The 24,650-nt window shown below is 68.2% G+C and carries 18 protein-coding genes and 1 pseudogene; 7 read left to right on the top strand and 12 right to left on the bottom strand.

All coding sequences use genetic code 11. From position 1 onward, the window contains the following. Entirely contained in the window at window positions 1-921 is a 921-nt protein-coding gene (locus V8688_RS06210; protein WP_342800394.1) for an NADP-dependent oxidoreductase, read from the top strand. Between the two features lie 539 nt (window positions 922-1,460). Continuing rightward, the gene (locus V8688_RS06205) at window positions 1,461-3,500 is read left to right on the top strand and encodes an erythromycin esterase family protein (protein ID WP_342800393.1); all 2,040 of its coding nucleotides are present in this window, start codon (window positions 1,461-1,463) and stop codon (window positions 3,498-3,500) included. A gap of 256 nt (window positions 3,501-3,756) precedes the next feature. On the opposite strand, the gene V8688_RS06200 is transcribed toward V8688_RS06205, so the two are convergent. The 5 genes and pseudogenes from V8688_RS06200 to V8688_RS06180 form a co-directional block, all read right to left on the bottom strand. Continuing rightward, a complete protein-coding gene (locus V8688_RS06200; RefSeq protein ID WP_218719018.1) occupies window positions 3,757-4,017 on the bottom strand; it encodes a DUF1918 domain-containing protein in 261 nt (86 codons plus the stop codon). Between the two features lie 505 nt (window positions 4,018-4,522). Beyond that, window positions 4,523-5,188, bottom strand: a pseudogene (locus V8688_RS06195) (DUF4389 domain-containing protein); the annotation flags it as partial. Between the two features lie 107 nt (window positions 5,189-5,295). Beyond that, on the bottom strand, window positions 5,296-5,625 hold the full coding sequence (locus V8688_RS06190) for a spore germination protein GerW family protein (RefSeq protein ID WP_218719016.1): 330 nt from the start codon (window positions 5,623-5,625) through the stop codon (window positions 5,296-5,298). A 301-nt stretch (window positions 5,626-5,926) separates the two neighbouring features. After that, the gene (locus V8688_RS06185; RefSeq protein ID WP_342800392.1) at window positions 5,927-7,678 is read right to left on the bottom strand and encodes a class I adenylate-forming enzyme family protein; all 1,752 of its coding nucleotides are present in this window, start codon (window positions 7,676-7,678) and stop codon (window positions 5,927-5,929) included. Between the two features lie 54 nt (window positions 7,679-7,732). Further along, window positions 7,733-8,923 carry an acetyl-CoA C-acyltransferase gene (locus tag V8688_RS06180; protein ID WP_342800391.1) on the bottom strand — a complete coding sequence of 397 codons (1,191 nt, stop codon included), beginning with the start codon at window positions 8,921-8,923 and terminating at the stop codon, window positions 7,733-7,735. 101 nt (window positions 8,924-9,024) lie between these two features. Here V8688_RS06180 and V8688_RS06175 point away from each other — a divergent pair, with 101 nt between their 5' ends. The 3 genes from V8688_RS06175 (at window position 9,025) to V8688_RS06165 (ending at window position 12,807) form a co-directional block, all read left to right on the top strand. Continuing rightward, window positions 9,025-10,242, top strand: a complete 1,218-nt coding sequence (locus tag V8688_RS06175) for an acetyl-CoA acetyltransferase (protein ID WP_342800390.1) — start codon at window positions 9,025-9,027, stop codon at window positions 10,240-10,242. Window positions 10,243-10,261: 19 nt separating this feature from the next. Then, window positions 10,262-11,794, top strand: a complete 1,533-nt coding sequence (locus V8688_RS06170) for a carotenoid oxygenase family protein (RefSeq protein WP_342800389.1) — start codon at window positions 10,262-10,264, stop codon at window positions 11,792-11,794. A gap of 62 nt (window positions 11,795-11,856) precedes the next feature. Next, complete coding sequence (locus V8688_RS06165; RefSeq protein ID WP_342800388.1) at window positions 11,857-12,807, top strand: helix-turn-helix domain-containing protein; 951 nt, start codon at window positions 11,857-11,859, stop codon at window positions 12,805-12,807. 85 nt (window positions 12,808-12,892) lie between these two features. Here the strand turns inward: V8688_RS06165 and V8688_RS06160 are convergent, their stop codons facing one another. From V8688_RS06160 to V8688_RS06130, 7 genes are all read right to left on the bottom strand, one after another. Further along, on the bottom strand, window positions 12,893-14,377 hold the full coding sequence (locus tag V8688_RS06160; protein ID WP_218719011.1) for a carotenoid oxygenase family protein: 1,485 nt from the start codon (window positions 14,375-14,377) through the stop codon (window positions 12,893-12,895). Window positions 14,378-14,425: 48 nt separating this feature from the next. Then, window positions 14,426-14,887, bottom strand: coding sequence for a PaaI family thioesterase (locus V8688_RS06155; protein WP_316574448.1), 462 nt, complete (start codon window positions 14,885-14,887; stop codon window positions 14,426-14,428). Between the two features lie 3 nt (window positions 14,888-14,890). After that, window positions 14,891-16,630 (bottom strand): class I adenylate-forming enzyme family protein, encoded by a 1,740-nt coding sequence (locus tag V8688_RS06150; RefSeq protein WP_342800387.1) that lies wholly within the window; start codon window positions 16,628-16,630, stop codon window positions 14,891-14,893. Window positions 16,631-16,668: 38 nt separating this feature from the next. Beyond that, on the bottom strand, window positions 16,669-17,874 hold the full coding sequence (locus tag V8688_RS06145) for a thiolase family protein (protein WP_308248520.1): 1,206 nt from the start codon (window positions 17,872-17,874) through the stop codon (window positions 16,669-16,671). After that, entirely contained in the window at window positions 17,871-19,529 is a 1,659-nt protein-coding gene (locus tag V8688_RS06140) for an aldehyde dehydrogenase family protein (RefSeq protein WP_342800386.1), read from the bottom strand. Before V8688_RS06140 ends, V8688_RS06145 begins: the two co-directional genes overlap by 4 nt. A gap of 209 nt (window positions 19,530-19,738) precedes the next feature. Beyond that, window positions 19,739-20,656 (bottom strand): helix-turn-helix domain-containing protein, encoded by a 918-nt coding sequence (locus V8688_RS06135; protein WP_308248519.1) that lies wholly within the window; start codon window positions 20,654-20,656, stop codon window positions 19,739-19,741. Between the two features lie 43 nt (window positions 20,657-20,699). After that, window positions 20,700-21,896: a thiolase family protein gene (locus V8688_RS06130; RefSeq protein ID WP_342800385.1), complete on the bottom strand. Its 1,197-nt coding sequence runs from the start codon at window positions 21,894-21,896 to the stop codon at window positions 20,700-20,702. Between V8688_RS06130 and V8688_RS06125 the strand changes: the two genes are divergently transcribed. Continuing rightward, a complete protein-coding gene (locus tag V8688_RS06125; protein ID WP_342800384.1) occupies window positions 21,895-23,568 on the top strand; it encodes an AMP-binding protein in 1,674 nt (557 codons plus the stop codon). The two genes, V8688_RS06130 and V8688_RS06125, sit on opposite strands and share 2 nt — an antisense overlap. Window positions 23,569-23,603: 35 nt before the next feature. Next, window positions 23,604-24,602, top strand: coding sequence for a nitronate monooxygenase (locus V8688_RS06120; RefSeq protein WP_342800383.1), 999 nt, complete (start codon window positions 23,604-23,606; stop codon window positions 24,600-24,602). Window positions 24,603-24,650: the final 48 nt, after the last annotated feature.

Genomic DNA, 24,650 nt, shown 5'->3' with positions numbered 1-24,650 from the left:
ATGCACAACCCGCACACCTTCCGGGCCGCGGTCGTCCGTACCCCGAACGGACCCGACTCGATCGAGATCATCGACTTGCCGGTCACCGAGCCCGGCCCCGGAGAGGTCCGCATCGCGGTCGCGGCCGCGCCGGTCAATCCCACCGACCTCGGCGTCACGGGCGGATTCTTCCACCAGATGGGCATGATCAACCAGCCCTCCCACACCGGCCTCGGCTGGGACTTCGCCGGCACCGTCGTCGCCACCGGCGCGGGCGTGGAACTGGCCGTCGGTACCCGGGTGGCCGGCGTCGTCCTCGGTTTCGACCGCGACTTCGGCACCTACGCGGAACAACTCGTCGTCCCGGCCACTGATCTCGCCGTGGTTCCCGACGAACTCGACCTGGTCGCGGCATCGACTGTGCCGCTCAGTGGATTGAGTGCGGCACAGATCGTGGATCTGCTCGGCGATGCACCCGCCGAGGGCAACCGATTGCTGGTGACGGGCGCGGCCGGGGCGATCGGCGCGAACGTGGCCGCGCTGGCACCCGACCGCGGCTGGCAGGTGACCGGACTGGCCCGCGCCGAAGACGAACCGTTCGTGCGCGGTCTCGGCGCCGACTTCCGTACCGAAGCCGAACCCGGCTGGGACGCCGTCGTCGACACCACATCGCAGCAGGCATGGAGCTTGAACCCGGTCCGCGACGGCGGATCCTTCGTCGGCGTCCGACCGAACCTGACGCCCACGGCCGAGCGCGGGATCACGGTGAACATACTGATGGTGCACTCGGACGGCCCGTGCTTGGAAAAGCTGCTCGCCCGCGCCGCCGGCGGCGGCCTGCCCGCCCGGGTTCACGCGGTCCTGCCTTTGACCGAGGCCGCCGAAGCCCACCGCGCCATGGCCAAAGGCGGGACGCGCGGGCGCTACGTGCTCCGCCCCTGATCCCTCCCGCGCACAGGCAAGCGACCCCTACACCCGAAAGGGCGCTAGTCGGACACTTGATGGAAGTCAGATCCACCCACCCGCTGACGGGTGGGTGGATCTGCATGGGCATATTGGCCCGCTGAACCTGCAACCCCCGTGATCGCCGCGGCTGGATCGCCGCCCGTCTGCCCCGGCGGCTGCGGGCGTTCGTCGGCGGCGTCTGCGACCAGCATCGGACCCGAGGCCGACCTATGGCCTCCCACAAGGGGACGAAGTGCTGTATCGACGAACCGGTGCGACATCGAGACTCAGAAGCAAGCTATCCAGCGCGTATCCGCCGAAATCGGACCGACCTGACGGATCCACGCACAACCGGTAGCCCGGCCGCCCCTAGCCGGCGACCTCGAAACCATCGAGAAGGAGCCGTCATGAGTTGGACAGTCGCCGCGGTGATCATCGCCGCGATCTTCGCCGCCATGGTCATCGTCACCACCTACCTTTCCGCCAGGAAGCCCTGACGCCGAGTCGACGGTGCTCCCCATCGAATCGAGGCAGCGATGAACCCCATCAAGTTGCGCGAGGATTCCGCTCGTCGGATCTTCCGTGATCGTCGTGAGGCCGGCCAGGCCATGGCGGAACTACTCGGCCACTACCGAGGTCACGAGGAGGTGATCGTGCTCGGGCTACCGCGCGGCGGAATCCCGGTGGCGTGGGAAGTGGCCGCCGCCCTGGGCGCGCCGCTGGACGCTCTCGTGGTGCGCAAGCTGGGAGTACCCGACAACCCGGAGTTCGCCTTCGGCGCCCTGGCCACAGGTGGCCGCATCGTCCTCGCCGACGATGTCGTCCGGGCGTTGCGTCTGACCTCCGACCAGATACGTGCGGTGGCAGAGGACGAGGCAGCCGAACTCGCGCGCCGAGAAGCTGCCTACCGCGGCAGCCGTGGCCCCCTCGATGTCGCCGGACGAACGGTCATCCTCGTCGACGACGGCCTGGCCACCGGCTCGAGCATGTTCGCGGCGATCGAGGCGATCCGAGCCCAGGAACCGCTTCGTATCGTCGTCGCCGTGCCCGCGGCACCGGAATCGACATGTCGTGAACTCGCCGCCATGGTCGACGAAGTGGTCTGCGCGACGATACCTTCACCGTTCCGCGCTGTCGGCGCCTCCTACTGGGACTTCACCCAGGTGACCGACGAGCAGGTGCACACCCTGCTGAACACACCGACCACCGGATCACCGAGTTCAGCTCCCGACCCGGTGCAGGCGATCCGCGCGTGCGCGATCCACGCGCCCGACGGGATTCCGCCTCTGGAGCACTTCGACGATCTGATCGGCACCGCGAGCATCGTCCTGATCGGCGAAAGCACCCACGGGACACACGAGTTCTATTCCGCGCGTGCCGAAATGACGAAATGGCTGATCGAGCACAGAGGCTTCGACGCGGTCGCGATCGAAGGAGACTGGCCCGACGCCGCGCGCGTCAACCGCTATGTGCACGCCCGTGGCAGCGACACCACGGCGGAAGAAGCGCTCCGTGGGTTCGAGCGATTTCCGGCCTGGATGTGGCGCAATACCGTGGTCCGCGATTTCGTCGACTGGTTGCGTGACCACAACGACGAACAGGTGCGGAACGACGAGCGCACCACCGGATTCTATGGCCTGGACCTCTACAGCCTGCATCGATCGATGAACGAGGTCGTGCGCTACCTGGAGCGGACAGACCGTGCAGCCGCTCAGCGCGCCAAGACCCGATACGGCTGTTTCGGCGAAGCCGACTCCGGCGACGGGCAGGCCTACGGCTACGGTGCGGCATTCGGTGCGGGCAAGACCTGCGAAGACCAGGCCGTCACGCAATTGGTCGAGATGCAACGCAAGTCGCTGGCCGAATTCAGCACCGGCACCGACGCCGCCGAAGAGCTCTTCGACGCCCTGCGCAACGCGTGGTCGGTCCGTGACGCCGAGCTCTACTACCGCACGATGTTCGGCGATCACACCGCTTCCTGGAATCTGCGTGACGAACACATGGCCGACACTCTCGACGCACTGCGCGAGCACCTGAGCCGCGGTCAGCGCCCAACCGGCGTCACCCGAGCTCCGAGAATTGTTGTCTGGGCGCATAATTCACATGTCGGCGACGCTCGGGCCACCGAGTTCGGAGCGGAGGGCCAGATCACTCTCGGACAGCTGATGCGGCAACGTCACGGCGCGCACTGCCGAGCGATCGGCTCGAGCACGTACTACGGATCCGTCACCGCGGCACAGGAGTGGGGTGGGACCGCGGTCCACGAAACCGTTCGCCCGGCACTACCGTCCAGCATGGAAACTCTGCTGCACGATGCCGGCATCGGTGAATTCCTGGTTCGTCTGGACACCGGCGACGCCGCCGCGGACACACTGGGTCAGCCACGGCTGCAACGAGCGATCGGCGTCGTCTACCGGCCGGGCACCGAGAGACAGAGTCACTACTTCCACACTCGTGCCGCCGACCAGTTCGACGCCCTGATCCACATCGATCGCACGACCGCGCTGCAGCCGCTCGAACCCACCAGCATCTGGAGCGCGCAGAGAACACCGGAAACCTATCCGACAGGTTTGTGACGTGACCGGATGTCTTGCACGGCGCTCGCCACGCACCTGTACCGGAACACCGAGAAGGGTCCGATCGGCGGTTGATTCCCCGGGGAACCCGACCGAGGACGGCTGATCGGCCAAGAGCCGAAGCGGCTTCGACGCGGTGACCAGCACCCGGTCGGCACGCGTCGCCACGCGGCTGAGCCGGACGGCTGCATCCTGTCGACGCAGGGTAACCGCGGTTGCGCCTCGAGCACGTTCGGGGGTTGACGTCGCACGCCGCTCAGACCGGATGACCGGGCTGATGCTGCATCGAGGAGAACCTCGCTGTCGCGACCTCCTCCCGCGCCCGTAGCTCGGCCCCGGTGAGTACATAGGCGTCCGGCCCGGGAAAGGTCAGCGCCCGATGACCATCATCGGTCCAGTGCACCAGATAGGGTGGAGACCCGTCTGCCGAGCGGACTTCCTCGATCAGGCCCCGCCGGACGGCGCCGCCGACGGTATGTCCCTCGATGACGAGCCAGTCGCCTGGTTTCGCATGCATGACATTCCTCCTCGCCGATTTCCTTGTCGTCGCTCAATGCCCGAGCTCCTCGCTCGCTGTGACCGTGCCGTCGGTCCCGCGATCGAACACGTCTTGGCGCCCGGGGCGACGCACAGTGCTCAACTCCTGTGCTGCATTCTCGGACTCCTCGATCCCATCAAAATGGGGTGAACCAGCCCTAGGGCCGACCGTCCCCTGGGCCGGCGACCTGTGGCACTATTCGCTATCCCGCGCGGATCGAGGTCGACGTCCGCCTTCTCGGCAGCAGATCGACCGACGCTGGGCGTTGGCTGTGGACAACGGCTCTGCCACGATCTCCCTGCCGGCTACGTCGGCCCGGGCCCGGCTCCGACGCCCCGGTAACGCTGTGGGCTGCCGACGAACCGCACAGCAGGATCGACGCCGTCGTCATCCGGGGCGGACGCCCATGCCTCGCAGGTGTACGGCTGACCCGAATCACCGCTGCGACGCTGTTCCCGACCGGCGGCGCGGATCGCACCGTCGGCTACACGAGGGGATCCGGAGTGCCTGGCTCGCGTGGGCCCTGATCGAGCCGGAACGGTGGATACTCGTCTCGCATCAGCCCCGCGTACGCGACGACCCGGTACAGCCATCGGTTGATACCGAGCACGAAGTCGAAAAGCCGACGCGGATACTGCGCGGTGAACAGCAGGATCACCGCCGCGATCACGACCAGGACCCCGAGCAGCGGGATAGTGGTGGCACCGGTTTCACCACCGAATCCGACGCTGCCGCCGGTCATCGCCAACGCGATCGCGTAGTGCGGGATCGCCAGCAGCCACCATTTGAACAACACCGACGTCCGGGACAGGCGCTCCGGATACGTGACCTGGAAGTCGGCCGGATAGTCGGTCGAGCGCAGCGTGAACGGCGGATACCGATCCGTTCCCAGCGCCGCACAGGAATAGAACTGGACCCGCCACGACCACCGGACGACCCCGACATTGAAGTCGAAGATCGCTCTCGGGTACCGGCCGGTGAAGAGAATCGCGACCCCGGCCACCACTGTGAGCAAGAAGAACGCGACCCACAGAAAGAACAAGACGACGACATGTGGAATCACCAGGACCCATTTGACCAGCCACAGCCACCGCGACAGCGGCTCGTCCAAATCCCCCCGCAATCGCACCGGATAGGGGCTATCGGGAGCTTCCATCACGACCTCCTCGAATCTCGATACCGAAACACGGCACCGCGCCGGACCAGTTGTTCGGCGGCGTCACGTTCGACGACGCTGATGGTGAGTTCGGACCTCGGTTATCGTCTGTTCGCGTAGCGCGCGCCGACGGCGAGCGCGGCCAGGGCTACTATCCCGGCAACGACGATCAACCGATTCGCATCGACCGTCGGCTGCCACCGCACCCGGCCATCTCGGATGACGAAGGCACCGACCGGCTTTGCCCCGATCCCGAAGCCGGCGCCGGAGCCCTTCTCGCCATCCGGGCCCGACCCGCCGCCTCCGCCGGCGCCGCCGGAGATCGTGGCGACGCCGATCACCGTTGTTCCGTCACGTTCGATCGGCGGCGCGTACACACGCTCGACCGACATCGATTCCTTGACGCTTTCGACTACTTCATCGATTCTCACAGGACTCTCCTCGCCTACGCGGTCTGCATGTCGACATTCGGCGCCACGCCGAACCGCACGGGTCGGTCCGATCGGTGTCCGCGCCTTGTTGTCGAACGGACCTTTCGATTCGACCACCCGTCGGGCGACGGCCACCAGGGACCACCGACCCCGACCCGGGTGCCGTTCGTCGTCACCTGGCAGAGCGACCGACACCGGTGCTGGATCGTCGATCGTTGTGGGTTCGGTTCGGTCGCCCTTCGGACCTGTGCGAGCACGTGCCCGACACTCGAATTCGATCGCGTGAGCTGACCGACAGAATCTAGGCGGAGGGTGTCAGAGCGTCACGGATGGTCCGGCGCATGATCTTGCCGACCGGGTTTCGAGGAATGGTATCGACGATTTCGAGCCGTTCGGGCAGCTTGAAGGACGCGACCTGCCGATCCCGTAGATGGTTCACGAGGTCGGCGAGTTCGACCGAGGCTCCCGGAGCCGGAACTACCACGGCACAACACTTCTCCCCGAACACGTCGTCGGGGTAGCCGATCACCGCGACATCGCCCACCCCGGGATGCTCCATCAGCAGGCCCTCGATCTCGGCGGGCGCAATGTTCATACCGCCGCGGATGATGATCTCCTTGATCCGGTCGACGAAGATCAGGTATTCGCCGCGCTCGCCGCCGAGTTCGAACACATCCCCGCTGCACAAATAGCCCTGGTCGTCGAACGGGCTGGACGCCGCGGTGCCCTCGAGGTAGCCGCCGAAGACGCTGGGTCCTTTCAGACGCAACTCGCCCCGCTCACCGACAGCGTGGACGTCGGCGCCGGTCACCGGGTCGACCAGACGTACCGACGTCATCTTCGCGACACGCGTCGCCCATTCCCGGTCCGGGGCACCGTAGTTCGGCAGGTGCAGGGCGCGGACGGCCGGATCCGGGATATCGGCGGGCGCGCCGAGCAGGCACACCCCCTCGTTGGAGCCGAAGAAGTTGAGGACCTCGATTCCGAATTCGTCCTGCCACCGACGAACCACGCTGGGCGGCAACGGTGCGCCGCCCGAGCCGACCCGCTGTAGCGACGACAGGTCCACCGAGTCCCGGAGCGCGTCCTGCTGGAGCAGCATCGCAAGTATCGCCGGCGGCATCGAGGTGTGTGTGACGCGGTGGCGGGCGATCTGCGCCAGGAATACCGCGAGGTCCAGCGGCTGGTGCTGGACCAGGTGCCCGCCGCCGACCAGCCAGGGCAGGAACGCCGCCGCGAATCCCGCCATGTTCACCATGGGAAACGGGTTGAGGATGACCGACGACTCGTCGGTCTCGAGCCCGTCCTGAGCCGCCTGCGCGCTCGCGAACCAGTCGGCGTGACAGCGCGGGACACCTTTGGGAGCGGCCTCGGTCCCGCTGGTCCAGCAAATCGTGATCCGGTCGCCGATCGTGCGGACCAGGCCGTCGACGTAACGCCGCGCTTCCTCGGTGGCGGCAGACGACGCCGAGGAGTCCATCGACACCGCGCGTGGATCCGGATCGGGACCGAAGACGAACACGCTCTCGATCCCGTCAGCCGGTTCGGCGAGCGCGAGCGCCTCGGCGGTCATGTCGCGTCCGAGCAGGCGTGACACCGTCACGACCGCCCTGGCCTCGGTGGCCCGGCAGATGTTCGACAACTCGTGCTGCCGGTACGCGACCGGTACGGGGCTGACGACCGCGCCCAGGCGCCACAGCGCGAGGTACGTCGCGACCAGTGCCACCGAGTTGGGCACCTGGACCACGACCACGTCGCCCTGCCGGATCCCGCTCTCGTGGTACCTGGCCGCGAGTCGTTCGACGCGGTCGGCCATCGCCTTCCACGTGAGTGTCTCGGCCTCGATGCCCGCCAGGTCCGTCAGGTTCGCCGGATCGGACACGGCGTCGTGGTCGGGTCGGGCGTGGACCCAGCCGTCGAAGGCGTCCAGCAGGGTGGTCTCCCGCCACCACCCCTTGGCAACGTAGTCACGGATCTTCTCTTCCGGGTGGCAGAGCACAACCCGGCGCTGATTCGGGTCGGCATTCCCGGGCGCGGTGAACGGTTCGGACATGGCTATCTCCTGGAGAAGGACGGGTGTCGAGAGGGGACGAAGCGAGGAAGAGACTCAGCTCAACCGGCGCAGGATCAGCGCGGAGCCGAGGCCCAGCGCGGCTGGAATCGTGACCAGGGCGTGTTCGCCGTCGACGCGGCGGAGCCCGTCGAGGGCCGAGACGAGGAGGTTGCCGCCGGTAGCGCCCAGCGGGTGGCCGACGGCGTGGGCGCCGCCCGTGGGGTTGACCCGGTCGGGGTCGAGGCCGAGTTCGCGGATCAGCAGCAGCGGGCTGACGGCGAAGGACTCGTTGGCCTCGACGATGTCGAGGTCGCCCGCCCCGATCCCCGCACGGCGCAGCGCGTCTCGCGCCGCGTCGACCGGTGCGCTCAGCAGCGGAGAGCGGACCGACCGGTGCGTGACGGCGACGATCTCGGCGACCGGTGCCCGCCCGCGCAGCCGGCCGTTCGCCGCGTCGGGACCGGCGATCACGGCAGCGGACGCGCCGTCGGCGAGCTGCGGGGCCGTCGCGATCGAGTGCAGGCCACTCCGGGGCCGGGTCAGCTCCGGGAGCCGTCGGCGCACGCGTTCCCACGCCAGGTCGTCGTCGAAGAGGGCCGGGAGCGCCGCGAACTGCTGGGCGGTGGCGTCCGGGCGGGCGCCCTCGTCGACCGCGAGGATCACCTCGCCCGAGCATTTCACCGCCACCACCGCATCCGACGGCGGCGCGGCGGCCGCTCGCCGATGCGACCGCGCCGCGAACTCGTCCAGCTCGAGGCGGGTGAACCCGTGCGCGACGGCCGTCGCGTCGGCGGAGACCCCGATGGTCACGAATCCAGTGCGCTCGCCCAGCTCGTGGTCGGTGGCGATCGCGGGTGTGTCGGAGAGCATCGGTACCCGCGACATCGATTCGACACCACCGGCGACCACGACATCGACTTGTCCCGCAGTCACTTTCGCGGCGGCGGTGCCGATCGCTTCGATGCCCGAACAGCAGAGCCGGGACACCACCATGCCGCCCACGGCGTCGGGCCACCCGGCGGAGAGAGCCGCTGCCCTGGCCAGGTTTCCCCCTTGCTCCCCGGTGACCGTGCCGATCCCCAACACGATCTCGTCGACGCCCGCGGCGGCCAGACCGCGCTGCTCGAGGGCGGTGAGGAGCTGGGCGAACAGCGCGTGCGGCGGAATCTGCGCGAGGGTGCCGCCGCTGCGGCGCACCCGCCCGCGGGGCAGCCGGACCGCGTCGTAGACCAATGCCCGCGTCATGGCGTCCCCCGCCTTCTCGACAGTTGAGTGGCTTGCATCACTCTGTTAGTTGTAGTCTGACCATCACGGAACCGCAAGACCTTCAGCAGAGAGCGGCGTACATGCGTACTGACACGATTCGAATAATCGGCGGCTACCAAACAGATTTCGCACGAAACCTCACCCGGGAAGGCCTCGATGTGTCCGACCTGATCCGCGAGGTCGTCGAGGGCACCCTCGCCGACTCCGGGCTGGATGTCGGCGACATCGGCGTCGTCCACGTCGGCAACGCCTTCGGCCAGCTGTTCACCGGTCAGGGACACCTGGGTGCGATGCCACCCTCGGTGGTCCCGGACCTGTGGGGTGTGCCCGCCACCCGGCATGAGGGTGCCTGCGCATCGGGATCGCTCGCGGTGCTCGCCGCCATGGCCGACATCGAGTCCGGCCGCTACGACTGCGCCCTGGTGGTCGGAGCCGAACTCGAGAAGACGGTGCCGGGCGACCTCGGCGCCCGGCACATGGGCACCGCGGCCTGGGCGGGCCGCGAGGGCACGGACGCAAAGTTCATGTGGCCGTACATGTTCGACAAGATCGCCGACGAGTACGACCGACGCTACGGTCTCGCCGACGAACACCTGTGGGTCATCGCGGAACTGAACGCGCGCAACGCCGGCCGCAACCCCCTGGCACAGACCCGGGATTGGGACCGGACCGCGGCGTCGTTCAGCGCCGACCCGATGGCCAATCCGCCCGTCGAGGGCCGCCTGCGCAAGGCGGACTGCGGGCCGCTCACCGACGGCGCCGCCGGCGTCGTCCTGGTCCGCTCCGACCACCCGGCCGTGCGGCGGGACGCGGCACGGCAGTCGAGCATCCTCGGCTGGGGGCACCGGACCGTAGGGCTGTCCCTCGCGGAGAAGCTCTCGCGCAGCGCCGAGGACACGTTCGTCTTCCCGCACGTGCGCGACACGATCGGCGACGCGTTCGCCCGCGCCGGGATCGCCGGCGTAGACGACCTCGACCTCATCGAGACGCACGACTGCTTCACCATGAGCGAGTACCTCGCCGTCGACCACTTCGGGATCACACCGCCCGGGGAAAGCTGGCGCGCCGTGGAAGCGGGCGACCTCGAGATCGGTGGCCGGATCCCGGTGAATCCCAGTGGCGGCCTCCTCGGCGTCGGGCACCCGGTCGGCGCAACCGGTGTGCGGATGCTGCTGGACTGCCACCGCCAGGTGACGGGCCGAGCGGACGCGTACCAGGTCGACGGCGCGCGCCGGGCCGCGATGTTGAACTTCGGCGGAAGCACCTCGACGACAGCCAGTTTCGTCGTCGGGCACTGATCGGAATCAGGAGAGGAACATGGAGATCGAGGTACTCGGGCGCGCCCTGACGACGCTGCCCGCAGACGACGACCACCCGTATCGCACCGGCGCGTGGCGCCCACAGACCGTCGAGCGCAGTGCCGACGATCTCGAGATCGTCGGCGAACTGCCGGCCGACCTCGACGGCGTCTACCTGCGTAACACCGAGAACCCGGTGCACCCGGCCCTCCAGGGCCGCTACCACCCGTTCGACGGCGACGGCATGATCCACGCGGTCGGCTTCCGGGACGGCAAGGCGTTCTACCGCAACCGCTTCGTCAAGACCGACGGCTTCCTGGCCGAGCAGGAGGCCGGGGGGCCGCTGTGGGCCGGCATCGCCGAGAATCCCGAACGATCCGTCCGCCAGGACGGCTGGGGGGCGCGCGGCCGGATGAAGGATGCGTCCAGCACCGACGTCATCGTGCACAACGGTAAGGCACTCACCAGCTTCTGGCAGTGCGGTGACCTCTACACTCTCGACCCGACGACACTCGAGACGGTGGGCAAGGCTACGTGGAACGGACAGTTCCCGACAAGCCTCGGCGTATCGGCGCACCCGAAGGTCGACGAGCGAACCGGCGAACTGCTGTTCTTCAACTACAGCACCGACGCCCCCTATATGCACTACGGCGTCGTCGATGCGCAGGACCGCCTCGCCCACTACGTGGACATCGAACTGCCCGGGTCGCGCCTGCCCCACGACATGGCGTTCACCGACAATTACGCGGTCCTCAACGACTGTCCGCTGTTCTGGCTGCCCGAGGCGCTCGAGGCCGGCCGCTACGTCTCACGCTTCCACCCCGACATCCCGCTGCGACTCGGCGTGATTCCGCGTCGGGGAACCAGCGATCAGATCCGCTGGTTCGAGGCCTCCTCCACGTACGTGCTGCACTGGACCAACGCCTACGAGATCGGTGACGAGATCGTCCTCGAGGGCTTCCACCAGGAGCACCCGGAGCCCGAGGACACCGGAGACGGCGGGATCTACCAGCGGATGTTCCGATTCCTGGCCCTCGACCGGATGGGAACCCACCTGCATCGGTGGCGGTTGAACCTGCGCACGGGAGAGGTTCGCGAGGAACGACTCTCGGACAGCGTCACCGAGTTCGGGATGATCAATCCCCGGCACGCCGGTCGCTCGCACCGCTACACCTACGCCGCCACCGGCCGCCCCGGCTGGTTCCTGTTCGACGGCCTGGTCAAGCACGACACCGTCACCGGACAGGAAGAGCGCTTCGTGTTCGGCGACGGCGTGTTCGGCAGCGAGACAGCGATGGCGCCGCGCGTCGGCGGCACCGAAGAGGACGACGGCTATCTGGTCACGATCGTCTCGAACGTCGACGAGGACCTGTCGGAGTGTCTGGTTTTCGACGCCGCTCGTGTCGCGGACGGGCCGGTGGCGCGGATTCGCCTGCCGGAGCGTGTCTCCAGCGGCACGCATTCCACCTGGGCACCGGGTTCGGCCCTGCCGCGGTGGCGAACGAACGACGACCCGACGGAGGCGATAGGACTCGATCGCCCCGGGCTATAGTTCTGGGGATGTCCGATGAGCATGCACCCGACGCGGAGCCCAGGACTCCGACCGCCGGGCGCATGCTCACCCCGGGCGGGGACAACTCCATCGCTGTGGCCCTGGGACTCCTGGGAGACGAGTGGAACCTGTGGATCCTGCGCCACTCCTTCCAAGGGGCCAAGCGGTACCGCGATTGGATGGGCGCGGGTGGAATCTCGCACGCCGTGCTGTCCTCGCGACTGGCGGTGCTCACCGATGCGGGGCTGCTCGAGCGGACCCCCTACCAGGACAGGCCCGCCCGGTACGAGTATCGGCGGACCGCCTGCGGTCAGGAGCTGTGGTCGATTCTGCTCTCGGTGTGGTCATGGGAATTACGGTGGGCGCCCGATCACGGCGTACTCCCCCTCATGCGCCACACCACGTGCGACCGGCACTTCACACCGCGACTGGAGTGCGCATCGTGCGGGTCCCCCGCCGACGCCCGTGACGTCGTCGCCGAGATGGGCCCGAGCGGCGGTTGGACGCGCAGCGTCCCCGCGGCCTCGAACAGACGGCGATCGAGTGGCGCCGTCCGGATGCCCCACGTGCTTCCACAGACGATGGATCTCATCGGCAACAGATGGTCCGCCGCGATGCTGGGTTCGGCGCTTCTCGGCGCCCGGCGCTACAGCGAGTTCGCCGAACGGATGCGGGCGTCTCCGACGATCGTGGCGGAGCGGCTGCGCACCTTTACCGAGCTCGGTGTGCTGAGCGAAACGCCCAGCACCGAACGTGTCGACCGGACGACCTATCACTTGACCGACAAGGGACGCGCCTTTTTCCCCGTCGTGGTGGCCATGATCGCTTGGGGCCAACGGTGGTTCCCGGCCCCCGAAGGGGACGCGATCGCGTTCACACACGTCGCGTGTGGCGACGGATTCACACCACGGTTCTCGTGCAGCGAGTGCGGTGGTGAACTGGAGTCGACCACCGTGATGGTGGAGCCGCGATCCGCGCATGTCGATCGACGAGGCCTTCCACACCTCGATTGAACTCCTCCGAGCCGACGGGGCTGCCTGGCGCCGTGGCGGATCGCGGGATCACCCACGGCGCAAGGCCGCTCCGCGTCTCGGCGGCTCAGCCCGCTTGGGGTTCGGCAAGTTGATCGCTGCGGATCCAGCATGCATGGAAACCGGACGGCACGCGCTGCGGTAGCAGCACTCGCGCAATCGGACCCGCGGCGACATCCTGAGCGTCGAAGATGTCGATCTCGCCGCGATTCTCGGCCTCGTCGTTCACGAAGCAGACCAGGTAGCCGTCGGTCTCACCGGTCGATCCGTCGCGCGGCGCGAACGGTGCTTCGGCACCCCAGCGCCCCGCGCCGAACTTGTGCTCCTCCTTGGTTCCGGTCAGGGAGTCGAAGCGCACCAGGCCGTCGAAGAGCAACATCGGCTCGTGTCCGAGGCTCATGCTGTAGGAGTAACGATGCGACTGCCCCACGATCCGCGAATCCACGCTCGGGAACTCGAGGTTCGCGTCGTCGAGCGGGGTTTCGGTCGTCGTCCCTGTCCGCAGGTCGAACCGGTATCGGTAGAGCTGCGCATCGAGACGCATATAGGCGAGCATGCTCGCCAGTGGATGATCGAAAGTCGTCTGGTGTTGCGGATTCTTGACCCGGCAGACGTCCATGATGATCTCGTCGCCCTGCTCCCAGGAGTTGACGACGTGGTAGATGTAGCACGGCTTCGCCTCGAACCACCGCACCTGTGCGCCGGTGCCGTGCCGCGGGATGACCGCGAAGCGCGAGGGCAGTGCCCGGTCGTAGAAGATGCGGTACTTGCCCGCCCGCCGGGCATCCTGATCCTGGACCAGCGGCAGGTCCATGAGGATCGAGTAGTTCTGTGTGATCGCGATGTCGTGCGGCAGCCGCGGCGCCGGCAGGTCGATCTCGGTCAGATGCGTCTGTTGTCCGCTCGGCCCGATGATGCCGTAGCGCAGGAAGTTCTGGTCGGGACCGTAGTCGAACCAGATGAGCTCACCGGTCGACTCGTCGACCTTCGGATGGGCCATCATGTCACCGGCGAAGGTCCCCAGGAAGTCCTGGGCGCCGAGCGTTTCCAACGACAGGGGGTCGATCCCATACGGGGTGCCGCACAGGTACCAGGTGGCGAGAACCTGACCGCGGTGGAAGATGACGTCGGTGTTGGCGGCGTCCTTGATCCCCAGTCCGTGGCCGTTGCCCCACGGGTTGTTCGCGGGGTTCTCCATCAGTCCGGTCCACAGCGCGCGACCGGCCGCGGATTCCTCCGTGAACGCGCGGGTGCGGACGTATCGGTTGCGATAGCGGACCTTGCCGTTGTCGAAGTGAGCGGCGTGGATCATGCCGTCGCCGTCGAACATGTGGTACCGGCCCGGGGCCGCGAACTGCCGGTTCGGACCGTTGCGCAGGTAGACACCGTTGAGATCGTGGGGAATCTCGCCGATCACCGGCAGATCGTCGAGCGTCAATTCCTCCTGCACCGGCGCGAAAACGCCGAGGAGGTAAGGGTTTTCCGCGGTGCTGTCCGCGGGGCGCGCGACGGCAATCGGGGCCTCGCTCGCCGATGGCTTCGTGTTCGTCATCGAGTGTTTCCTTTCGTCGAATGGCCTATGCCCCGGTTCGCGGGCTCTTCAGGGGTGGAATATCAACTGAGTGCAGCGGAACAGGGCGATCGTGCTGCCTTGGTCGTCGCGAACGGTCGCGTCCCAGATCTGTGTTCGTCGGCCGCCGTGCATGCGGACCGCGGTCGCGGTGACAACCCCCGACCGCGCCGTGCCCAGGTAGTTCGTCTTGAGTTCCACCGTGGTGAAACCGGTGGCGTCGGCAGGCAGCGCCAACCGGGTCCCGATCCCGCAGGCGGTGTCCGCCAACGCGACCACGCTCGCCGCATGGAGGTATCCGTTGGGGGCGAGCACCCGTTCCTGAACGGGCAGTTCGCCGACGACCTGCTCCGCAGTGGCCGCGAGGATCCGCATGCCGATCGTGCCCGGCAAGCGGCCCGTGAGCATGTCCGTCAGTTCCTCGGCGAGGGGCCGATCCACGCCGGTCGGGGTCGGTCGCGACGCTGCCACCGGGGATGCCTTCTCACTCATGGTTCAGCCTTCTCGAGCGATCTCGCTACGCAATGTGCGGCGTTGCAGCTTGCCGATCGGGTTGCGGGGCAGTTCGTCGACCGTGACGAGTTTCTCCGGCAGCTTGAAGGATGCGACGTCCTTGGCGCGCAGGAAGGCGACGAGGTCGTCGAGTACGACCTCCTGCTCCGAGGCGGGAACGACCACCGCGCAACACTTCTCGCCGAGAACTACATCGTCGTAGCCGACGATCGCGACATCGGCGACCGCTGGATGCTCGAGGAGCAGGCCTTCGATCTCCGCCGGCGCGATATTCATCCCGCCCCGGATGATGATCTCCTTACTGCGGTCGACGAACTTCAGGTACTCGCCGGACTCGCCGCACAGCTCGAATACATCGCCGCTGCAGAGGTATCCGTCGTCGTCGAACGGGCTGCTCGCCGCCGTTCCGGCGAGGTAGCCGGCGAAGACGGTCGGCCCCTTCAGCCGCAGCTCGCCGCGACCGCCGACCTCCGTGACCACCTCGCCCGTCGCTAGGTCGACGAGCCGGACCGATGTCCGCTCAGCCACCGCCGTGACCCACGTCTTGCCGGTCGCGCTGTAGTTCGGGAGGTACTGGGCGCGCACCATCGGATTCGGCGTGTCCGACGGTGCGCCGAGCAGGCAGACGCCCTCGTTGGAGCCGAAGAAGTTGATCACCTCGATGCCGAGATCGTTCTGCCAGTCGCGGACGACGCCGGGGGGAAGCGGTGCGCCGCCCGAGCCGACCGTGCGCAGCGACGACAGGTCGAACGTGGTGCGGAGGCTCGAATTCTGCAACAGCATGCTGAGAATCGCCGGCGGCATACTCGTGTGGGTGGCTCGGTGCCGCTGGATCTGATCGAGGTACACCGCAAGATCGAGCGGGTGGTGCTGGACCAGGTGCCCGCCGCTGAGCAGCCATGGCAGCAGCGATGTCGCGAACCCCGCCATGTTGACCATCGGAAAGGGCCCGACGATGACGGAATCGGACTGTGCCTGCAAACCGTCCTGCACGGCGTGCCCGATGGCCAGCCAATCGGCGTGACACCGGGGAACGCCCTTCGGCGCGGCCTCCGTACCGCTGGTCCAGCAGATGGTGAGGCAGTCGTTCACGGTCCGTGTGAGCCTCCGCTGCGCACACCGCGCCGCGTCGACCTCGTCCGCGGTAGCCGGGTCGCGGTCCAGCGGCACACCCACACCGTCGGCGGCTGGTCCGAAGGTGAAAACGTGCCGCAGGCAGGCCATCTCGGCGGCCAGGGACAGTGCCTCCTCATGGGGCCTGCGGTCATGCAGGCTGGTCGTGGTCACGACGCCGACCGCTTCGGAAGCCGCCACGATTCGGCTCAGCTCGTGTCGCCGGTAGGACGCCGGCATCGGTGCCGCGATCGCCCCGAGTCGCCACAACGCGAAGTACGTGGCGGTGAGGGCAACCGAGTTCGGGAGCAGCACCGCGACCACATCTCCCGGGCGCACGTGGCTCGCATGGAGTTTCGCGGCGATGTCATCGACCTTCGCGGCGAACTCCGCCCAGGTCAGGGACTGCGGAGTGAGGCCGGCGAGTTCCGGCAGATTCCCGGGGTCGGTGACCGCAGGCGCGCCGGGCCGGTCCCGGACGTGTCCGTCGAGGAGGTCGAGCACGGTGCCCCGGCGCCACCACCCGCGAGCGAGATGGTCCTCGACCCGGTCTTCCGGATGACACGCGCGTAAGCGGTTGGAGGACAGGTTGTCCGCAGTGACGTTCATGGGTTCCACTTCCTTGGACGCTCGACGGGGGCGGGCGCTCATCCGAGTCGCCGGACAACTGCGGCGCCGCCGAGTCCCAGCGCCGCCGGAATGGTGATCAACGCGTACTCGCCGTCGACGCGACGCAGCTGATCGAGTGCGTTGACCAGCAGTGCGCCGCCGGCGGCGCCGAGCGGATGGCCGGTCGCCATCGATCCGCCGTTGGGGTTGACCCTGTCCGGGTCGAGCTTCAGCTCCCGCATCATGACGAGCACCGAGGCGGCGAAGGATTCGTTCGCTTCGACGACATCGAGTCGGTCGGCGGAGATCCCGGCGTTGCCGAGGGCACGTCGCGCTGCCACCACCGAGGCGGTCAACAGCGGAGAGCGCACCGCTGCCTGCGCGACGCCGACCACCTCCGCCACGGGTTCGGACCCGATGCGGGTCGCCGCGGCTGCGGTGCCGAGCACGGCAGCAGCCGCGCCATCGCAGAGTTGCGGAGCCGTCGCCGCGGTGTGCAGCCCGACGGCGGGCCGCGGCGCACCGGGTAGCCGCTCCGCCACTCGCTCCCAGAGCGGATCCCGACCGAACAGCGGCGCCAAGTCCGCGAGACCGGCCAGGCTGATGTCGTCGCGGGGTCCCTCGTCCGCGGTGAGGATCGTTCCGGTGTCGGAACGCACCGGCACGATCGAACCGGACCGGGGTGCGGCGAGTGCACGGCGGTGCGAGGTGACGGCGCACTCGTCGAGTTCGGCTCGGGTGAATCCGTACTGCGCGGCGGTAAGATCCGCCGAGACGCCGATCGTCACGAATCCGGTCCGTTCGCCGAGGTCGGCGTCTTCCGCGAAGGCGGGCCGGTCGGACATCATCGGCACGCGCGACATCGATTCGACACCACCGGTCACCACGACGTCCGCGATGCCCGCGGCGATCTTGGCGGACGCTGTCTCGATCGCGTCGATTCCCGAGCAGCACAGTCTCGACACCACGCCGGCGTTCACGGCGTCGGGCCAGCCTGCCCAGAGCACGGCGGCGCGGGCGACATTGCCGCCCTGGTCTCCGACCGCGGTGCTCGTCCCGATCACGACGTCGTCCACCACGTCCGGCGACAAGCCACGCTCCTGAACGGCCGAGAACAACTGGGCCAGAAGGTCGTAGGCGGGGACGTCGGCGAGGGTGCCGCCGTGTCGGCGGACCCGGGCCTTGGGAGTGCGAACGGCGTCGTAGATGTAGACGCCGTCGGAGAACTGGGACACGGACTTCACCCCCGCACCTGGCGGCGATCCTGGACCATACGGAATCGGCCGGCCACGAAGGACTCGTCGGTCAGCGTCGCGTTGCCCGCCGGATTGAGACCGGTGACGTGATAGTCGCTGTAGGCGGCCGCGTACTGCATCGGCATCGAGGAGACCAGATTTGCCGACAGCGACGCGCCCGCATCCGCGTAGGCGTCGGCGATGGCGTCGACGGCCGCGTCATCGGTGCAGTACAGGTACGAGCTGATCGCGCCGTGCCGACGGACGCTCGCGGTCGCGTGCTCGACGGCGGATTCCCGGTCGGCGCAGTCGATGACGAACGCCACGGGTCCGAATTGCTCGCCGTCGGGCAGCGGGTCGCCACGCCGTGGATCGACGCGGACCAGCAGCGGGGTCACCGCCCGCGCCTGCGGGTACTCGGGATGGACGTAGGCCGAGGGACGACGCACCAGGGTGCCGTCCGCCGCCGCCCGGTCGGTGAGGGCGTCGAGCGCCTGCCGGGTCGCTTCCGACTGCAGCGCACCGCAGACGGCGGCGGCGCGGCGCGGCGCGCCCGCGAGGTCGTCTATCGCCGAGCGGAGGGCGGCGACCACGTCGTCGCGGGAGACGGGGCCGTGGTCCGTGCGGACTCCCGCGTCGGGGATGTAGATGTTCTGCGGCGTGGTGCACATCTGCCCGCTGAACAGCGACAGGCCTCCGGCCAGAGTGCGCATGGCGGCGGGCAGGTCCCGGACCGAGTCGAGGATGACGGTGTTGACGCCCGCGGTCTCGGTGAACACCAGAGTGTTGTCGACGTTGCGCTCGAGCCATGTCCCGAAGGACTGGCTGCCGGTGAAGTCGACGATGCGCGTCGCGGGATCTGTGGCCAGCCGGGCGGCGACGGGATCATCGACGGTGTCGACGACGAGTTGGATCGCGTCGGTGGGCAGCCCGGCCTCGGCGAGGACCTCACGGATGACGCTCACGGCCACTGCCGTTGCCAGCACCGAGCGCGGGTGTGGTTTGACCAGGGCCGGATTGCCGGTGGCGAGGTTGGCGAGGATCGCCGGGTAGGCGTTCCAGGCCGGGAACGATGCGCAGGCGATGACCAGTGCCGTACCGAGCGGGCGCGCACGGAACCGCTTGCGCAACGTCACCTCCGACGTGCCGAACGTCTGCTGCCAGGTCACTTCCGGGGGCACGCGGCTCATGGCCGCCCACGCCATCGCGACGGCTTCCAGTCCGCGGTCCAACGCGTTGGTCCCGCTCCCGCTGCAGGCCATAGCGAGACTCTGCCCGGTGGTGTGGGACGTGATCGCGGCGAATTCCCGACCCCGCAGATGAATTCGGTGCAGAGCTTCGAGACATACCCCGACTCGCAGCTCTACGTCGGCGTCGCGGAGGGCCACCGCCGCTCGCGCAGCGCCGCCGAGCGCTTCCTCCGCCGAAGGGGCGCTGTAGGTGACGTTCAGAGCCTTGCCGGTATAGGGCGACACCTCGTCGGCCGTGATCCGGCTGGGTGTCTGCACCGAAAGGCACAGGGTTGCTCCATCGTAGGAACCGACGATGTCTTCCGCCTGCCCGCATTCGGGCGGGGCGATGGCGGTGTATCCGGTCCACGCGGAGCGTGTCTGGTTGGCATCTACTGCGGCCTGCAGTAGATCGCGATGTGTTTCGAAGAACATGAAGGCTCGTTCCTGTCGACGGGGGTGCGACTGGGCGACATCGGCGGGTCCGCTGCGGAGAGATGAGCCGCGGCGTCCCACGCGCCGGTCACTACTATTATTGAAGTGAAGCAAGTCGCACAAAGTTTGTCAACGGTCGACTTCTCGGCAAGGCGGCGCTGCGCCGATCGCGCGCCAACCGCGGCAGGCAGGGCGGCCGGACCGCGCTGTCAGGCTTCGAAGATGACGGTCGTGCGTTGCAGATTCACATCGCAGCCACGGCAGCGCAGGGCGGGCCGCAGTGGGTTGCCACAGCCGTCGTGGCGCAGCCTCGGCCCCAGCTGCTCGGCCGGTACACCCGGGTGCGCCGTCGGTGTCCAGGCGAGAAGAAAGGCGAAGATCGGGAACAGCGCCCGCCCCCGGGGCGTCAGCACGTACTCGCGGCCGCCGTCACCGCGGGCGAGTATCTGCACGTCGGAGAGACGGGTCAAGCGTTCGGTGAGGGTCGTGGGTGAGATCTTCAGGATCGACTGGAACTCACCGAAGCGCCGGACACCCGACAGGGCGAGGCCGGTGACCAGCGCGCTCCACCGATCCCCGATCGCCTCCATCACCTCGGTGAACTGGAGATCGGCCCGGCTCAGGGCCGGCGAGTTCCGGGTCGACCGCCGACGACTGCCACGCGCCACCATGACCAGAGAGTCACGGTCCAGCTCGAGCCTCGCGTCTCGCGGCTTGACGGTCTCCCCGCAGTGCCCGCACACCAATTCCGGCGGGCCTCGATGCCCGCAGTCCACATGGACCATTTCGGGCTGGAGCAGCCCCTCGGCGGACCATTCGCGTTGCCACGACCACACACTGACCAGGAACTCCCACGTCGCGAGACCCAGGTCGGTGAGCATGTAGTCGTGCCGCTCGTGGCCTCCCGGCTGTGGGCGCCGCACCATCAGCCCCGCCTCGACCAGCGCGTTCAGGCGCGACGACAGCACCGCGGGCGGTGCCCCGGTCCGGTCGATCCACTGACTGAATCGCCGCACGTGGTCGACGAACGCGTCGCGAAGCACTGCGACGGTCAGACGGTCGCCCAGGAGGTCGATCGTCTGCGCCACCGGGCTCGGCGCCATCGCAGCCCCAGCCTCGTCGACCACAGCCACCCGCCTTCCCGAACCGGCGCCCGTCGCACCGATCGCGTCAGGCCTCCAACACAATAGCGATGCCCTGCCCCACCCCGATGCAGGCCGAGGCGACGCCGATTCCACCCCCGAGCCGTCGCAGGTGCCGCAGGCAGTCGATGACCACGCGAGCGGCGGACGCACCGAGCGGATGTCCCATCGCGATCGCCCCACCGAAGGGGTTGACCCGATCTGCCGAAATGCTGGGTAGCTCACGCAGACACGACAGAACCACCGCCGCGAACGCCTCGTTCAATTCGAGGACACGGACGTCCGCGGGCTTTCGCCCCGCCCGCTCCAGCGCCTTCCCGATCGCCGCGACCGGGGCCAGCGCGAACAGTTCCGGCTCGATCCCCACGACGGCCGACGCCAGAACCCGCCCGAGCGGCTCGACACCGAGTTCCTCGGCGACGGCTCCGCTCGCCACCAGCGCGGCGACCGCACCGTCACTGACCGGCGACGAGTTCCCCGCCGTGACGCTGCCGTTCGGGGAGAACGCCGGCTTCAGCGCGGCGAGCGCGGCACGATCGGCCGCACGGATCGGCTCGTCACGTTCGAGGCCCGCTTGCCCAACCACGAATCCGTCGTGCACACCGTCGGCCCACCCGCGGGTCGCGAGTTCGTGGGATCGCAGCGCCCACTCGTCCTGCTCACCGCGACCGACGCCCTGACGTGCAGCCACCAGTTCGGCGGAGCGGCCCAGGGATTCGACCCACGGTGCGGGAAATCGCGGGTTCGTCATGCGCCATCCGACGGTGGTGGACACCAGGTCGAGCGCGCGCGGGAAGGCCGAGTCGACCGGAGGCAGGACATAGGGTGCCCTGCTCATACTCTCCGAGCCTCCCGCGAGCACGATATCCGCGTCACCGACCGCGACCCGCCGGGTCGCGGCCAGCACCGCTTCGGCGCCGGATCCGCACAGTCGATTGACCGAGACACCAGGGATCGTGTGGGGCAAGCCCGCGAGCAGCAGCGCCATGCGAGCGATATTGCGATTGTCCTCACCTGCGCCGTTGGCGTTTCCCCAGACGACGTCATCGATGCGGGCAGGATCGAGCCCGGGGTGTCGGGCGACCAAGCCCGCGATCGGCAGCGCCGCGAGATCGTCCGCGCGGATGGACGACAGCGCACCTCGAGCGGAACCGAACGGCGTTCGAATCGCGTCGATCACCCACGGTGTCCGCCCATCCCCTGCCGAAGTCGCAAATCGGGTCATGCCGCGCTCCTCTCCTGCCGGCGCCGAACTGTTGTTGCGTAAACCGGGCCGACTGATGTCTACTTCAATAAGTGTAGCGAAATGGAGGAGTAGGGCTCACATGACTATCGCCAGTGTGGTGCGCGTCGCAGCCGCGCGCTTCGGTCCCGACGTCGCCGTGGAAGACGGCACGACCTCGCTCACGTTCAGGGAACTGTCCGACCGTGTCCACCGCCTCGCGGCAGGCCTCGCGCAGATCGGGGTCGAGCCAGGGCGCACCGTCCTCGTGCTGTTGCCCAACTCGACGGCCGCCGTCGAGATCGACCTCGCGTTGACCATCGGGGGCTATGTCCGCGTGGCGCTCAATCCACGGGTGGGCGAGCGGGATTGGGTGCGCATCATGGCGGACTGCGCACCCGCGGCGCTGATCTTCGATCCAGCGGTCGCCGGTGCGCGGGAATTCGCCCTGCGGTCGCCAACCGAGATCGTGATCGCGGCCGGCGCGGGAGATGACCTTCCATCACTCGACGACGTCCTCGCCCGGGCACCGGAGAGTTTCGCACTGCCCGACCTGGACCCCCGGTCGCTGTGCGCCCTCCACTATTCCTCCGGGACGACCGGAGTACCGAAGGGCGCGCAGCGATCGCACGCCAACCGACTCGCGTCGCTTCGCGCGATGCGTGAGCACGTCCTGGCGGGCACCCTGGACGGTGCCGAGCGCCCGGTCTTCGTCCACGCCGGGCCGATCATCCACACGAGCGGACTGTTCGTTCTCCCGCTTCTCGAGGCAGGCGCGCGCCAGGTCATTCTCGATCACGCTCGTCCCGCGGACGTGATCGACGCTGTCGAACGCCACGCCGCGACACACACCGCGCTCGTGCCCACCGTCATCGCGCGGATGCTCGACTTCGACGACGCCCGGCTCACACCGATGCGGAGGTTGCGCATGCTGGCGTACGCCGGAGCGCCGATGCCGGTCGAGCACATCCGCCAGGCGTACCAGCGGATCACGCCGAATCTCGTCCAGTACTACGGAATGGTCGAGGCGATCCCCCCGCTGACCGTGCTCGATGCCGCCGACCACCACCGCGGGATGACCGACGATCCCCGCCTTCTCAGCTCGGTCGGGCGGCCCTGCCCAGGAATCGAGATCGAATTCAGGGATGGCGACCGCCCCGTTCCCGACGGTGAGATCGGCGAGCTCGTGGTCAGCGGCGCGGCGGTCAGTCCCGGATACCACAATGCGGGTGCGCGAACGGATCTCGGCAAGAACCACGCGGACGGCGTCCTGTACTCGGGCGACCTCGGCCTGCGGACAGCCACCGGCTGTATCCATCTGACCGGCCGGAGCAAGGACATGATCATCACCGGCGGCTACAACGTGTACCCCCGCGAGGTCGAAGAGGTCATCTCCGGCATCGCCGGCGTGAACGACGTCGTCGTGGTGGGACTACCGGATTCCGTGTGGGGACAGCGCATCGCCGCCGCCTACACGGTCCACTCCGGTGCCGCCCTCGACGACGACAGTCTCCTCGCCGAGTGCCGAGACCGCCTGCCGGACTTCAAACGCCCCAAATCGGTCCACCGGGTCGAGGCAATCCCCCTGACACACCTGGGGAAGGTGGACCGCACGAACGCGGCACGCATGCTCGAGCGCCGCACGCAGGGCGCCTCTTCCCCATTCACCCACTGAACCGCTGACACCCCACTCCTGAGCAGGACACTATGATGAACACCCTTCTCGACTCTCTACGCCTCCCCGTGGTCGCCGCACCGATGTTCCTGGTCTCCGGCCCGGACCTCGTGGTCGCGGCGTGCCGATCGGGCATCGTCGGTTCTTTTCCGACCCAGAACTGCCGAACCGTCGAAGATCTCGACGCCTGGATGGGGACGATCACCGACAGCCTGCGCGACGACGACGCGTCGCGACCCACCGGCCCCTGGGCGGCGAACCTCATCACCCACAGCAGCAACGCACGATTGGCCGAGGACCTTCGACTCATCGCCGAGTACAAACCACAGATCGTCATCACCGCCCTCGGCTCGCCCCGGCCCGTCATGGATGTCGTCAAGAGCTACGGCGGTGTCGTCATCGCCGACGTGGTCAACATGAAGCTCGCGAGGAAGGCCGCGGAGGCCGGCGCCGACGGCATGGCCTGTGTCTCGGCCGGCGCCGGGGGCCACACCGGTCACCTCTCCCCGTTCGCCTTCACCTCCGCCGTGCGTGAGTTCTTCGAGGGGATGGTCATCATCGGCGGCGGCATCAGCGACGGGTACGGCGTCGCCGGTGCGATCACCGCGGGCGCCGACCTGGTGTACATGGGTACCAGATTCCTGGCTGCCGCCGAAAGCACAGCCCCAGCGGCGTACAAACAGATGGTCGTCGACCACGGACCGGACGACCTCGTCGTCAGCGCCGCGATCACCGGAACCCCGGCCTCGTGGCTCAAGCCGAGCCTGATCGCGTGCGGCCTGGACCCTGACGATCTCGAACCGCCGACCGTCGAGAAGAACTACACCGCGGGCACCGCCTCGCTCAAGAGGTGGAAGGACGTCTGGGCCGCCGGTCAAGGTCTACAAACCATCCGAGCCGTCGAATCGGTGAGCACGATCGTCCACCGTATCGAAAAGGAGTACGACACTGCCCTCAGCCGAGTTGCGGGCCGAACGGCCACTCGTCTTCGGGCCGGAGGCGGATCTGCACGAGGTCGATCTCGGGGAGCGTAGCCAGAACCGGGACGGAGTCGGCATCGCTTTTCGATAGGTGTGTACTGG

The sequence above is a fragment of the Nocardia sp. No.11 genome (assembly GCF_038752175.1).
GTDB lineage: Bacteria > Actinomycetota > Actinomycetes > Mycobacteriales > Mycobacteriaceae > Nocardia > Nocardia canadensis.
The sequence above is the reverse complement of the archived record's forward strand: the minus strand, read 5'-3'. Positions and strand labels throughout refer to the sequence as shown.

Excerpts from the sequence above, each read along its gene's own strand:
- V8688_RS06210 (WP_342800394.1), top strand. The coding sequence starts at position 1 with ATGCACAACCCGCACACCTTCCGGGCCGCGGTCGTCCGTACCCCGAAC.
- V8688_RS06205 (WP_342800393.1), top strand. The coding sequence starts at position 1,461 with ATGAACCCCATCAAGTTGCGCGAGGATTCCGCTCGTCGGATCTTCCGT.
- V8688_RS06200 (WP_218719018.1), bottom strand. The coding sequence starts at position 4,017 with ATGCATGCGAAACCAGGCGACTGGCTCGTCATCGAGGGACATACCGTC.
- V8688_RS06185 (WP_342800392.1), bottom strand. The coding sequence starts at position 7,678 with ATGTCCGAACCGTTCACCGCGCCCGGGAATGCCGACCCGAATCAGCGC.
- V8688_RS06180 (WP_342800391.1), bottom strand. The coding sequence starts at position 8,923 with ATGACGCGGGCATTGGTCTACGACGCGGTCCGGCTGCCCCGCGGGCGG.
- V8688_RS06175 (WP_342800390.1), top strand. The coding sequence starts at position 9,025 with ATGCGTACTGACACGATTCGAATAATCGGCGGCTACCAAACAGATTTC.
- V8688_RS06170 (WP_342800389.1), top strand. The coding sequence starts at position 10,262 with ATGGAGATCGAGGTACTCGGGCGCGCCCTGACGACGCTGCCCGCAGAC.
- V8688_RS06165 (WP_342800388.1), top strand. The coding sequence starts at position 11,857 with ATGCTCACCCCGGGCGGGGACAACTCCATCGCTGTGGCCCTGGGACTC.
- V8688_RS06160 (WP_218719011.1), bottom strand. The coding sequence starts at position 14,377 with ATGACGAACACGAAGCCATCGGCGAGCGAGGCCCCGATTGCCGTCGCG.
- V8688_RS06155 (WP_316574448.1), bottom strand. The coding sequence starts at position 14,887 with ATGAGTGAGAAGGCATCCCCGGTGGCAGCGTCGCGACCGACCCCGACC.
- V8688_RS06150 (WP_342800387.1), bottom strand. The coding sequence starts at position 16,630 with ATGAACGTCACTGCGGACAACCTGTCCTCCAACCGCTTACGCGCGTGT.
- V8688_RS06140 (WP_342800386.1), bottom strand. The coding sequence starts at position 19,529 with ATGTTCTTCGAAACACATCGCGATCTACTGCAGGCCGCAGTAGATGCC.
- V8688_RS06125 (WP_342800384.1), top strand. The coding sequence starts at position 21,895 with ATGCCGCGCTCCTCTCCTGCCGGCGCCGAACTGTTGTTGCGTAAACCG.
- V8688_RS06130 (WP_342800385.1), bottom strand. The coding sequence starts at position 21,896 with ATGACCCGATTTGCGACTTCGGCAGGGGATGGGCGGACACCGTGGGTG.
- V8688_RS06120 (WP_342800383.1), top strand. The coding sequence starts at position 23,604 with ATGAACACCCTTCTCGACTCTCTACGCCTCCCCGTGGTCGCCGCACCG.